General features: G+C 67.5%; 14 protein-coding genes. 7 read left to right on the plus strand and 7 right to left on the minus strand.

Annotated features, from left to right (window positions below; all coding sequences use genetic code 11):
- Nucleotides 1–33: 33 nt before the first annotated feature.
- Nucleotides 34–468: a PepSY domain-containing protein gene (locus tag AC1DCJ_RS07190; RefSeq protein WP_137190640.1), complete on the minus strand. Its 435-nt coding sequence runs from the start codon at nucleotides 466–468 to the stop codon at nucleotides 34–36.
- 124 nt (nucleotides 469–592) lie between these two features.
- Between AC1DCJ_RS07190 and AC1DCJ_RS07195 the strand changes: the two genes are divergently transcribed.
- Genes AC1DCJ_RS07195 through AC1DCJ_RS07205 form a run of 3 tightly spaced genes read left to right on the plus strand, consistent with a single transcriptional unit; the run spans nucleotide 593 to nucleotide 2,873 of the window.
- Complete coding sequence (locus tag AC1DCJ_RS07195) at nucleotides 593–889, plus strand: PepSY domain-containing protein (protein WP_038685748.1); 297 nt, start codon at nucleotides 593–595, stop codon at nucleotides 887–889.
- The gene (locus AC1DCJ_RS07200; RefSeq protein ID WP_038685747.1) at nucleotides 889–1,551 is read left to right on the plus strand and encodes a response regulator transcription factor; all 663 of its coding nucleotides are present in this window, start codon (nucleotides 889–891) and stop codon (nucleotides 1,549–1,551) included. Before AC1DCJ_RS07195 ends, AC1DCJ_RS07200 begins: the two co-directional genes overlap by 1 nt.
- Nucleotides 1,548–2,873, plus strand: a complete 1,326-nt coding sequence (locus AC1DCJ_RS07205) for a sensor histidine kinase (RefSeq protein WP_478070539.1) — start codon at nucleotides 1,548–1,550, stop codon at nucleotides 2,871–2,873. Before AC1DCJ_RS07200 ends, AC1DCJ_RS07205 begins: the two co-directional genes overlap by 4 nt.
- A gap of 448 nt (nucleotides 2,874–3,321) precedes the next feature.
- On the opposite strand, the gene AC1DCJ_RS07210 is transcribed toward AC1DCJ_RS07205, so the two are convergent.
- Together AC1DCJ_RS07210 and speA are read right to left on the minus strand one after the other, a co-directional pair.
- Nucleotides 3,322–3,645 (minus strand): DUF6122 family protein, encoded by a 324-nt coding sequence (locus tag AC1DCJ_RS07210; RefSeq protein ID WP_137190643.1) that lies wholly within the window; start codon nucleotides 3,643–3,645, stop codon nucleotides 3,322–3,324.
- Nucleotides 3,646–3,781: 136 nt separating this feature from the next.
- Nucleotides 3,782–5,671: an arginine decarboxylase gene (gene speA / locus AC1DCJ_RS07215; protein ID WP_038685744.1), complete on the minus strand. Its 1,890-nt coding sequence runs from the start codon at nucleotides 5,669–5,671 to the stop codon at nucleotides 3,782–3,784.
- 191 nt (nucleotides 5,672–5,862) lie between these two features.
- On the opposite strand from speA, the gene speE reads away from it, so the two are divergent.
- Nucleotides 5,863–6,717 (plus strand): polyamine aminopropyltransferase, encoded by an 855-nt coding sequence (gene speE, locus AC1DCJ_RS07220; RefSeq protein WP_478070540.1) that lies wholly within the window; start codon nucleotides 5,863–5,865, stop codon nucleotides 6,715–6,717.
- Nucleotides 6,718–6,780: 63 nt separating this feature from the next.
- Here speE and AC1DCJ_RS07225 read toward each other — a convergent pair whose 3' ends face one another.
- Both AC1DCJ_RS07225 and AC1DCJ_RS07230 read right to left on the minus strand, forming a co-directional pair.
- The gene (locus tag AC1DCJ_RS07225) at nucleotides 6,781–7,029 is read right to left on the minus strand and encodes a hypothetical protein (protein ID WP_478070541.1); all 249 of its coding nucleotides are present in this window, start codon (nucleotides 7,027–7,029) and stop codon (nucleotides 6,781–6,783) included.
- 12 nt (nucleotides 7,030–7,041) lie between these two features.
- Nucleotides 7,042–7,947, minus strand: a complete 906-nt coding sequence (locus tag AC1DCJ_RS07230) for an aspartyl/asparaginyl beta-hydroxylase domain-containing protein (RefSeq protein WP_038685742.1) — start codon at nucleotides 7,945–7,947, stop codon at nucleotides 7,042–7,044.
- 216 nt (nucleotides 7,948–8,163) lie between these two features.
- Here AC1DCJ_RS07230 and AC1DCJ_RS07235 point away from each other — a divergent pair, with 216 nt between their 5' ends.
- Both AC1DCJ_RS07235 and AC1DCJ_RS07240 read left to right on the plus strand, forming a co-directional pair.
- Nucleotides 8,164–9,117, plus strand: a complete 954-nt coding sequence (locus AC1DCJ_RS07235) for an alpha/beta hydrolase (protein WP_478070542.1) — start codon at nucleotides 8,164–8,166, stop codon at nucleotides 9,115–9,117.
- A gap of 211 nt (nucleotides 9,118–9,328) precedes the next feature.
- Complete coding sequence (locus tag AC1DCJ_RS07240; protein ID WP_038685740.1) at nucleotides 9,329–9,985, plus strand: RIO1 family regulatory kinase/ATPase domain-containing protein; 657 nt, start codon at nucleotides 9,329–9,331, stop codon at nucleotides 9,983–9,985.
- A gap of 105 nt (nucleotides 9,986–10,090) precedes the next feature.
- On the opposite strand, the gene AC1DCJ_RS07245 is transcribed toward AC1DCJ_RS07240, so the two are convergent.
- A complete protein-coding gene (locus tag AC1DCJ_RS07245) occupies nucleotides 10,091–10,429 on the minus strand; it encodes a P-II family nitrogen regulator (RefSeq protein ID WP_038685739.1) in 339 nt (112 codons plus the stop codon).
- A gap of 126 nt (nucleotides 10,430–10,555) precedes the next feature.
- Here AC1DCJ_RS07245 and ubiK point away from each other — a divergent pair, with 126 nt between their 5' ends.
- Nucleotides 10,556–10,816 carry a ubiquinone biosynthesis accessory factor UbiK gene (ubiK, locus tag AC1DCJ_RS07250; protein ID WP_313424869.1) on the plus strand — a complete coding sequence of 87 codons (261 nt, stop codon included), beginning with the start codon at nucleotides 10,556–10,558 and terminating at the stop codon, nucleotides 10,814–10,816.
- Nucleotides 10,817–10,828: 12 nt separating this feature from the next.
- On the opposite strand, the gene yidA is transcribed toward ubiK, so the two are convergent.
- Entirely contained in the window at nucleotides 10,829–11,668 is an 840-nt protein-coding gene (yidA, locus tag AC1DCJ_RS07255) for a sugar-phosphatase (RefSeq protein ID WP_478070543.1), read from the minus strand.
- Nucleotides 11,669–11,678: the final 10 nt, after the last annotated feature.

Genomic DNA, 11,678 nt, shown 5'->3' on the forward strand with positions numbered 1-11,678 from the left:
GTTTCTGCATCCGCATCACCGGCGGCGCGGGGCTCAGTCCCACCAGCCTTCGCGCTTGCTCGACAACACGCGCCCGTCGTGGCCACTCATGCGCACTTCCACGCGCTGGTTGCGCGCGTTGCGGGCCTCCAGCTTCCAGGTGGCACCGTCGCGTTCGAAGGACTCCACCTGACGGAAACCGGCCTTCTGGGCCACGGCCAGGATCTGCCCGGCGTCGAGCAGCGCGCGGGTGCTGCGCGGGTCGAAGATCTCACCGGTGGCCGGGTCCACGATCACTTCTTCGAAGCTGCCATCGGCACGGGTGACGTCCGCTTCCCACAGGCCATCGTCGCGTTCCAGCTCATGCACCTGGGTGTAGCCGGCGGCGCGCAGCTTGGCCTGTACGTCGGCAGCGCTCAGGTCGGCGGCGAAGGCCGGGGTGGATACCAGCGCGGTGGCAAGGGCGGCGGCCAGGATCAGCTTGTTCATGGGGGATCTCCAGAAGGGGCCGGTCGATTCCGGCACCGCCAGTCTGGCAAGCGCACCTAAGCGGACCATGAGCCCGGCTGTTAGGCAATGTTTAGACGGGCGGCGTATACCGTGTGGCATGTCCATGACCGCTTCCCTGTTGCTTCCCGTGCTGCTGGCGCTGAGCCCGCAGGAGCCCGTGCGCGTGCACGACGGCGGCAGCCGCCAGCAGGAGGCGGTGCGCCAGGCCGTGCGCCAGGGCCGCCTGGTACCCCTGCAGCAGGTGGTGGCCGACGCGCTGCGCCGCTACCCCGGCAAGCTGGTGGAAGTGGAACTGGACGACGGCAAGTACGAGATCGAGATCCTGGGCGCCAACGGCGTGGTGATGGAGCTGGATTACGATGCCGCTACCGGGCGCCTGTTGAAGATGGAAGAAGATTGATGCGGATCCTGCTTGCCGAGGACGATGCCCTGCTGGCCAACCGGCTGCAGGCCCTGCTGGAAGAGGCCGGCTACCTGGTGCTGCACAGCGCCGAGGGCCGCCAGGCCGAAGAGCTGGGCCAGATCGAAGACATCGCCGCGGCGGTGGTCGACCTGGGCCTGCCCGGGCTGGATGGCCTGAGCATCATCGAGCGCTGGCGCCAGGCCGGGCGCGGCTTCCCGGTGCTGGTGCTGACCGCCCGGGCGCGCTGGCACGACAAGCTGGCCGGCTTCGATGCCGGGGCCGACGACTACCTGACCAAACCGTTCCAGCCCGAAGAACTGCTGCTGCGCCTGCGTGCGCTGATCCGGCGCAGCGCCGGCCATGCCAGCCCGCGCCTGCAATGCGGACCACTGCTGCTGGACGTCAACGCCGGCCGCTTCGAGCTGGACGGCGAACTGCTGCACCTGAGCCCGCAGGAGCAGCGCATCCTGAGCTACTTCCTGCACCATCCCGACGTGGTGATCAGCCGCTCACGGTTGGGCGAACACGTGTACGAGGCCGGCTTCGATCCCGATTCCAACACGCTGGACGTACTGATCGGGCGGATCCGCCGCAAGCTGGGCAGCGACCTCATCCACACCCATCGCGGGCAGGGCTTCCGCCTGTCGGCGCAGCCATGAACACCGGCTCGCTGCGTACCCGCCTGCTGCTCGCCGGTGGCGTGGGCCTGGTGCTGGTGTCGGCGCTGGCCACCTGGTGGCTGGGGGCGATGTTTGAGCGTTCGGCACGCAGCGCGCTGGACCAGCGCCTGGGCAACGAACTGATCGCGGTGCTGGCGCTGGCCGAAAGCGATGCGCAGGGCCGCCTGCAGCTGCGCCGCGAATTGTTCGACGAGCGCTACCAGCGGGTGTTTTCCGGTACCTACTGGCAGGTGCAGGACGCCAAGGGCCAGCCGCTGGGGCAATCGCGCTCGTTGTGGGATGAAACCCTGGCCACCCCGGCGACACTCCGCACCGGGCCGGCGCAGGCCTTCGACACCACCGGTCCGCTGCATGCCCCCCTGCGTGCGCTGGCCCAGCAGGTCACGTTGCCGCGCGTGCCCACGCCGCTGCGCGTGGTGGTGGCCACCGACCGCAGCGATCTGGATGCCCAGGTCAGCGCGTTCCGCCAGCGCACGGCGCTGGCGCTGGCCGTGCTGGTGGCGCTGTGGTTCGCGGTGCTGGTCACCCAGGTGCATTACGGCCTGCGCCCGCTGGCCGAGCTGAGCCGCATCGCCGGCCAGGTCCGCAACGGTGACAACGTGCGCTTTCCGCAGCAGGGGTTGGTCAGGGAGGTGGCGCCGTTGGCGGTGCAGCTCAACGACCTGCTCGACCACCATCAGCGCATGGTGGTACGTGCGCGTCGCAGTGCCGAGGACCTCGCCCATGCCTTGAAGACGCCGCTGACGGTGCTGATGACCGAAGCCGAGGGCGATGGCAGCGACTGGCGCCAGACCCTGCGCAGCGAAACCGCGCGCATGCAGGCCAGCATCGAACGCTACCTGGCGGCCGGAATCGGTGCCGACAGCCAGCAGCGCACCGTGGTGGCCCCGGTGATGGGCGCGCTGTGCAGTTTGATGCAGCGTGTGCACAACGAACGTGGGCTGGTGTTCGAACAGGACCCGGATGCGCAGGGTCTGTTTGCCGGTGCGCGCGAAGACCTGGAGGAAATGCTCGGCAACCTGCTCGACAACGCCGGCAAGTGGGCCGCGCATACGGTGCGTGTCAGCGTGCGCCACGTCGGTAATGAACTGCACATCCGCGTGGATGACGACGGCCCGGGGCTGCCGGACGCGGAGCTGCAGCACGTGCTGGAGCGTGGCGTGCGGCTGGACGAGCGTGCCTCCAGCAACGGCCTGGGCCTGGCGATCGTGGCCGACATCGCCGAGAGTTACGGCGGCACCTTGGTGCTGGCCAATACGCACCCGGGACTGCGCGCGACGTTGACGCTGCCGGCGGGTTGACCGGCGGTCGGCCCTACCGGACCCAAATGCGGGTAGAGCCGACCGTTGGTCGGCTGCATTTCGCGACCGACCGAACGCGCCAGTGCTGGTAGAGCCGACCGTTGGTCGGCTGCGTTTCGCGAACAACCGAACGTGTCCGTGGCGTACGTCAGCCGACCAACGGTCGGCTCTACCCGGGCTGAAATCGCGGACGCTCGTGTGGTCGGCTGCACCTCGCGAACAACCGAACGCGCCAGTGCTGGTAGAGCCGACCGTTGGTCGGCTGCATTTCGCGAACAACCGAACGTGCCCGTGGTGCACGTCAGCCGACCAACGGTCGGCTCTACCCGGGCTGAAATCGCGGACGCTCGTATGGTCGGCTGCATTTCGCGAACAGCCGAACGTGTCCGTGGTGTACGTCAGCCGACCAACGGTCGGCTCTACCGGGGGTGATCGGATGGTCGGTGTTTCAACGAGCCTGGTGCATCCACCAGCAATCAATCGCGTCCAGCACAATGTGGATGATCAGCCCGATGCCGAACAACCGTGTTTTCTTCGGTACACACAGGCCCGCATAGACCGCAATCGCGGGCGCGGTATGCAGCGGATGGAAGCCAATGCTGCAGCGGTTCGGGGCGTAGATCGGGTCGGCCAGCAGGTGGTCCAGGTCGATGATCCAGCCCAGCAACAGCAGCGCCCACGCCGACAGAAAGCGCTTGCGCCAGAACATCCACGCCAGCAACGCCGGCACGGCGGCATGCAGGAACAGATGGAAGATCGCGCGTGCGCTCATGAGCCGGCTGCCGTGTTGAAAAAGGAAACCAAGCCGCTACGTAGCGCCGGGCTCTGCCCGGCGGTATGCCGGGCAACGGGAAGCGTGCCGCAGCAAGCAGCCGGGCAGAGCCCGGCGCTACGCGGGTGCCGCTGGCTCAGGCCAGCGGCTCGTCGGACAGGTAGGTGTACCCGGTCAGGCCCGCTTCCAGCGCGTCGGACAGCTCCTGCGCGCGCTCCGGCGACAGCTTCGCCGCCGCCACGCGTTCGGCATAGCTGGCACGCAGGTCGGCCAGGCTGTAACCCACGTAATCCAGCATCACGTCGGTGGTGTCGCCGCGGCGCTGCTGGGTAATCGCGTAGCCATCGGCATCGGCCAGCACTTCCACCGCGTCGGTATCACCGAACAGGTTGTGGATGTCGCCCAGGATTTCCTGGTACGCGCCGACCATGAAGAAGGCGATGCGGTAGCTCTCGCCCGGGTTCAGCGCGTGCAGCGGCAGCGAGCTGTCCAGGCTCTCGTTCTCGACGTAGGTCTTGACCATGCCATCGGAATCGCAGGTCATGTCGGCGATGATGCCGCGGCGCTGCGGCGCCTCGTTCAGGCGCTCGATCGGCACGATCGGGAACACCTGGTCGATGGCCCACGCATCGGGAATCGACTCGAACACGCTGAAGTTGACGAAATACTTGTCCACCAGGCGTTCGTTCAACTCGTCCAGCGCCGGGCGATGGCTCTTCTCGTCGTAGCTCAGGCGCGCACGCACCGCATGGGCGATGGCGTAGAACAGGTCATCGATGCGCGCCCGCTGCGGCAGGTCGATCTGGCCCAGCGCATAGCTGGACAGGCCTTCGGCATGGAAGTGCTGCGCTTCCTGGAACAGCTCCACCGCCGGGCGCTCGTCGAGCTCGGCGTGGATCTCGCGCAGGTGGCGGATCGCTGCCGGCTCGTCGTCGTGCTGGTCCGGCACGCGGCCTTCCTGCGCCTCTTCCACTTCGGACACGTTGGCAATCAGCACCGCGTGGTGCGCGGTCATCGCGCGGCCGCACTCGGTGACGATCCGCGGCGGGGTCAGGCCGTGTTCTTCGCAGGCATTGGCCAGCGGCTGCACGATGTTGCTGGCGTACGAATTCAGCCCGTAGTTGATCGAGCAGAAACTGCGCGAGCGGGTGCCTTCGTAATCCACGCCCAGGCCGCCGCCGACGTCCACGTGGGTGATCTTCGCGCCCAGGCGCGAGAGCTCCACGAAGTAGCGGGTGGCTTCGCGCATGCCGTTGGCGATGTCGCGCACGTTGGAGATCTGCGAGCCCATGTGGAAATGCAGCAGACTCAGGCAGTCGGCGTATTCGGTGTCGCGCAGCGACTTCCACAGGTCCAGCAGCTGGCGCGGGGACAGGCCGAACTTAGCCTTGTCGCCGCCGCTGTTCTGCCACTTGCCCGCGCCCAGCGAGGCCAGGCGCATGCGCACGCCCAGGCCCGGCTTCACATCCAGCGCCTTGGATTCCTCCAGCACCAGCTTCAGCTCGGACGGCTTCTCGATCACGATGAAGGTCTGCAGGCCCAGCTTGCGGCCGATCAGGGCCAGGCGGATGTACTCGCGGTCCTTGTAGCCGTTGCAGACGATCAGCCCGCCCGGGCGCGACAGCGCCAGCACGGCCATCAGCTCGGGCTTGCTGCCCGCTTCCAGACCGAAGCCCTCGCCGTGGTGGCTGGCCAGGGTGCCGGCCACGCCACGGTGCTGGTTGACCTTGATCGGGTACACGGCGGTGTAGCCGCCCGGGTACTCCCAGTCGGCCTGGGCCTGCGCGAACGCGGCCTGCAGCTTGCCCAGGCGCTGGCCCAGGATGTCCGGGAAGCGCACCAGCAGCGGCAGCTTGGCACCGGCCTCGCGGGCGGCGTCCACGATCTTGGGCAAGGACACCACCGGGCCGTCCTGGCCAGTCGGTCTCACCACCATGTGTCCTGCCTGATCCACGTCGAAGTAGCCATCCGCCCAATGCGGAATCGAGTAGGTCTTGCGGGCTTGGTCGAGGGACCAATCGGTCATTTCAGTGGGCCTGGTTGGTAAAAAAGGGGGTGCATGATAACGCCTATGTGGCGACAGCTCCGTTATCATGCGCGCCCGCGCCCGTGCTCAGGCTTCAAACCTGAACGGGCAACCCGTCCGGACGTGGCTTGCGCCACGCGGCACCGCCGCCAGCCCGGCTCCAATACCCTTCCGAACAGGACTGCTATTCCATGACTGACAACAACAACTGGTACATCGAGCATTTCGAGCGCACCGGCTCGGCCATCGGCTACCGCCTGACCGGCAAGCTGGATGAAGTGCAGTCGCCGTTCCAGAAGATCGAGATCTTCGCGACCACCGACTGGGGCAACCTGATGACCATCGATGGCGCCATCATGCTGACCAGCAAGGACAACTTCTTCTATCACGAGATGATCAGCCACCCGGTGCTGTTCACCCACGCCGCGCCCAAGCGCGTGGTGATCATCGGCGGCGGCGACTGCGGCACCMTGCGCGAAGTGCTCAAGCACCCGGGCGTGGAGAGCGTGACCCAGTGCGATATCGACGAGCAGGTCACCGTGATGGCCCGCAAGCACTTCCCGGAGCTGTGCGATTCCAACGACGATCCGCGCGCCGAGCTGATGTTCGATGACGGCGTGGCCTACATGGCCAACTGCCCGGCCGGCAGCGTGGACGTGGTGATCGTGGACTCCACCGACCCGGTGGGCCCGGGCGAAGGCCTGTTCAACAAGGCCTTCTACGAGAGCTGCTTCAAGGCGCTCAAGGACGACGGGATCCTGGTGCAGCAGTCCGAATCGCCGCTGATGCAGCTGGACCTGATCAACGAAATGCGCACTGAGATGGGCAAGGCGGGCTTCGGCTCGTTCAAGACCCTGCCGTTCCCGCAGCCGTGCTACCCGACCGGCTGGTGGAGCGTGACCTTGGCCCGCAAGGGCGAGAGCAGCTTCGACTTCCGCCAGGCCGATTCGGCTGGCAAGGCGTTCGATACGCTGTACTACACCGCCGCGCTGCACACCGGCGTGCTGGTGACCCCGCCGTTCGTGGCGGCGGCCCTGAAGGGCTGATGCGGTAAGCGTCGGTGTCGATCGTTGCCGCGCTGCGCGCGGCCAGCCGACCAACGGTCGGCTCTACCGGTCGGTGCCGGCGTCGGCGTTGACCCGGTCGGTGCCGGCGTTGGCATTGACCCGATCGGTGCCGGCGTTAGCGTTGACCCGGTCGGCGTCGGGTTCGGCATTGACCGGAAAACCCCGCGATGGCGGTAGGCACCGACCGTTGGTCGGTGCGGCCCCCATCCACGCACGCAACAAAAAACCCGCGCTGGCGACAGCGCGGGTTTTTTGTGCCCGGTAGTGCCGGCCGCTGGCCGGCAACCCCATGAACCCCTGGCCTCAGATCGCCCAGATCCCGGCAATCACCGCCAGCACCAGGCCCCACTTGATCACCTGGTAGGCCACCACGCTGCGCTCGCGCAGCGCCTTGGCCTTCAGCCGCACCTTGTACACGCCGCCAAACGCCTTGTTGACCCCACCGGTGGGGTCGCCCGGCAGGTTCGGCGAGGCGCCACCGGCCAGCAGCGTGGACGCCACCGCGCGGTTGAACAGGCCCGGCAGGCCGAAGCGCAGCGGGCGGGCGATGTCGCAGAACAGGATCACCCGGTCATCGGGCGTCTCGTTGTGCGCGTGGTGGATGTAGGTCTCATCGAACATCATCCACTCGCCATCACGCCAACTCTTCTTGATGCCATCCACCACGATGTAGCAGCCATCGTCGTTGGGCGTGGTCAGGCCCAGGTGCAGGCGCAGCGAGCCGGCGAACGGGTCGCGGTGCGGTCGCAGCTCGCTGCCCGAGGGCAGCTGGGCGAACATTGCCGCGCGCACGTCCGGCAGCGATTCCAGCAACGCGGTGGTCTTCGGGCACAGCGTCTTGGCCGACGGGTGCGACGGGCCGTACCACTTCAGGTAGAAGCGCTTCCAGCCGCGGCGGAAGAACGAATTGAAGCCGGCATCGTTGAACGTGCTGGACGCGGCGATCTTGTCCGCATCGCGCAGCGCCAGCGCCTCGTCGCGGATCATCTGCCAGTTCTGGCGCAGCGGTTCCAGCTGCGGGAATTCCTTGCCCGGGTCCAGGAACGGCGTGGTCGGCACCTTCGAGAACATGTACATGATCACGTTGATGGGGGCCATGAAGCTGGAGTGGTCCAGCAGCTGCCGCGACCAGCGCGCGCGCACCTTGCCGCGGAAATGGATATACAGCACGCAGGCGATGAACAGCGCTGCCAGCACGATCTTGGTCATCAGTCTTCCTCCGGCGGGGCCGGAACCGAAACGTGGGGGCGATGCACGGCAGAAACCGGCACCGGTAAGGCGTCAGGGGGCGGGGACGTGCCAGAGAGGGGCGGCCGCCCATGTCGCGATCAACGGCGTATGGTCGGCACCGGGTGCGCCGGGGTCAAGCGGCCGGTAAGGCCTGTTCAGCGCGCCGTGCCTGAACGCGGGGCCTAGACTACCCCGATGCACCGCCACCCCGTCACCGCCGCCTACCCGCCCCTCAGCGAGGCCTACCAAGGCTTTTTCGACCCCGTGGCCGGCGTGCAGGCACCCCGCATGTGCCGGATCGACGGCCCGGACGGCCCGCTGCACCTGGATCGCCACGGCCCGCCCGACGCCGGGTTGACCGTCATCCTGGTGCACGGTGCCGGCGGCTACGGACGGATGTTCGCGCCGCTGGCCCAGCGCCTAGCGGTGGCCGGGCACGAGGTGCTGGCGCCGGACCTGCCCGGCTACGGGCTCAGCGGCGGGGCATGGGCGCAGGTGGACTACGCCGCGTGGAAACGCACGCTGCTGGCGTTGATCGAGGCCGAGCATGCGCGGCGACCGCGTCCCATCGTACTGCTGGGTGCCAGCATCGGTGGCTACCTGGCTTACCTGGTGGCTGCCGAATCGCCCTGGGTGCGCGGCCTGGCCGTGACCACCCTGGCCGATCCGCGCGACCCGCACGTGCAGGCCGCGCTGGTGCGCCACCCTTGGATGCGCGCCCTGCTGCCGGCCCTTCGCCCGTTGAGCCGGCTGACCCGTGGGCTGCGCCTGCCGGTGCGCTGGTTCACCCACATGGACCGTATGTCACGCGATCCCGCCCTGACCGCGCTGGTCTGCCGCGACCCGCTCGGCGGCGGCAACCGGGTCCCGCTGGGCCTGCTCGCGTCCCTCTTCGACACCGACCCGGCCCTGGAGCCGGAGCAGTTCGACCGCTGCCCGGTGCTCATGGTCCACCCGGCCTGCGATGCCTGGACACCCGTGGCGATCAGCGACCGCTTCTTCGACCGGCTGGCCGCGCCCCGCGAGCGGGTGCTGCTGGACCAGTGCGGTCATTTCCCGATCGAGTCCCCCGGCGTTGACCAGCTGCGCCACGCACTGCTGGCGTTCCTTGAACGCATTGCCCGGTCGGACGTTCCCGCAAGCGCTTGATCGGGAACGAAATTCTAGCGAGTGATACAGAATTGTCCGATTCTGCGTGACGAACTGTTCCACCCCCGGCTACGACATTTCTCCGACATTCTCTGGATTGGTGTACTGGTGAGTATTAAAATTAACGAAATCTTGATCCCCACCCCTCCCCAGTAGCAGCACCGGTACGCCTGACGCTTTGCGCCGACCACCGGGTCGCCCAAAGAACGCCATGAATACTCCTGTTGCTTCGTGTGTCGGCACCGACACCGCCCCGGCCGAGCTGCTCAAGCGCGGCGAACGCCTGCTTGAACCGGACGTCTACCGCACCTGCCTCAACGGCCAGCAGGCCGTGGTCAAGGACTACACCCGTTACCGCGGCACGCCGCTGTCGCCAGTGGCGCGCCTGCTGGTGCGCCGCGAGGCCCGCATCCTGCAGCGCCTGAGTGGCTGGAAGCATGCCCCGGCCCTGCTGGGCACCATCGGCGGGCTGGCGCTGGGCATGGAGTTCATTCCCGGCCAGACCCTGAGCGCGGCCCAGTCGGTCGGCGTGGAGGTCTTCGAGCAGCTGCAGTACGCCCTCACCCGCCTGCACGCGGCCGGCATTACCCACAACGACCTGCATGGCACCAACGTGATGGTCAGCGGCGGGGTACCGGTGCTGGTGGACTTCACCTCGGCCTGGCGCAGCCCGCGCTGGCTGCCGGTGCACCCGGTGTCGCGCCAGCTGCGCCGCAGCGACATGAAGAACCTGCTGAAGATGCGCCAGCGCCTGACCGGCCTGACGCCCACGCCGTCGCAGGCCGCACTGGTGGCCGACCCGCGCTGGGTGGCCAGCCTGCGCGTGGGCTGGAAGCGCTTCTACCGCTGGTTCAAGGGCCACGCATAACCCGGCCGCTGTTCCCCGCAGGCCGGGCGCGCGCCCGGCCATGCCAACCCGACCCGCTTACAGCGCTACGTAACGTTGTGCCGGGCTCTGCCCGGCAAACACAACTTACAGCGCGTCAGCGTCCAGCTCACCGGTGCGGATGCGCACCACGCTGCCCAGGTCGTACACGAACACCTTGCCGTCGCCGATCTTGCCGGTGCCGGCGGCCTTCACGATGGCCTCCACCACTTCCTCGACCTGGCCGTCGGTGACCGCCACCTCGATCTTCACCTTGGGCAGGAAGTCGACCACGTACTCCGCGCCGCGGTACAGCTCGGTATGTCCCTTCTGGCGCCCGAAGCCTTTCACCTCGGTGACCGTGATCCCGGTGACGCCGCGCTCGGCCAGTGCTTCGCGCACGTCGTCGAGCTTGAACGGCTTGAGCACCGCCATGACCATCTTCATTCTGCTTGGCTCCTGTATTCCGGCGAGCGAGGATAACGCCTGTCCGCCGGTGAACGCGATGCGCGCGGTCAGTGCCGGCGCCGGCGTGGCGGACTATCCTTAGCGTATACCCTGCGGAGCAGTAGCATGATCGACCTCAACCACCTTGATGACCTGGCCCGTCGCCTGAGCGACATGGTCCCGCCGGGACTGCGCCAGTCGCGCGAGGAACTGCAGGCTACCTTCAAGACCGCGCTGCAGGCCGGGCTGGGCAAACTGGACCTGGTCACCCGCGAGGAATTCGACGTACAGCGCGCGGTGCTGCTCAAGACCCGCGAAAAGCTGGACGCGCTGGAGAAGACCGTGGCCGAGCTGGAAGCGCGCGGCAGCGACACCCCGGCAGGCTGAGCCCGGCCCGCATCAGGCCGTTTGCAGCACAAATCGCTCGATCGCCAGCGCCACGCCATCCTCGGCGTTGGTGGCGGTTTCGAAGCGCGCCGTCTGTTTCACCGCCTCGATGGCGTTGCCCATCGCCACGCTGGTCCCGGCGAACTGCAGCATGGTCAGGTCGTTCTCCTGATCGCCGAGTGCCATCACGTTGGCCGCGTCCACGCCCAGGTGCGCGGCCAGCTTCTGCAGGCTCGGCCCCTTGCCCGCCCGGTGGTCGAACACTTCCAGGAAAAACGGCGCACTCTTGAGCACCGCGAAACGCTCGGTCAGTTCCGATGGCAGGCGTGCAATCGCCGCGTCCAGCACGTGCGGCTCGTCGATCATCATCAGCTTGATGAACTGCATTGCCGGGTCCATGTCCTCCACCCGCCGGTACGACAACGGCACGTGCGACAGGTGCGAATCGGCCACCGTGTAGATGCTGATGTCCTGGTTGGGCGTGTACATGCGCCGGCCATCCAGCGCCTGGAAGTGGATGCCCAGATCGCGTGCGATGCGTTCGCAGAACAGGAAGTCGTCGAAGCTCAGCGGGTACTCGACCACGCGCTGGCCACTGCCGAGGTTCTCCACCACCGCACCATTGCAGGCGATGCAGAACTCCGCATCGCCCTCGATGCACAGCTCAGCCAGGAACGGTGCCAGCCCGGACACCGGCCGGCCGCTGGCCAGTACCACACGCACGCCCTGCGCGCGGGCCGCGGCAATGGCCTGCTTCACCCGCGGCGTGAGCTTGTGGGCGGGGTTGAGCAGGGTGCCGTCCATGTCGATGGCGATGAGGCGGACCGGGCTGGGGTGGTGCGGCATATCCATCAGGTTGAAT

This window comes from Stenotrophomonas sp. 10N36, assembly GCF_056395005.1.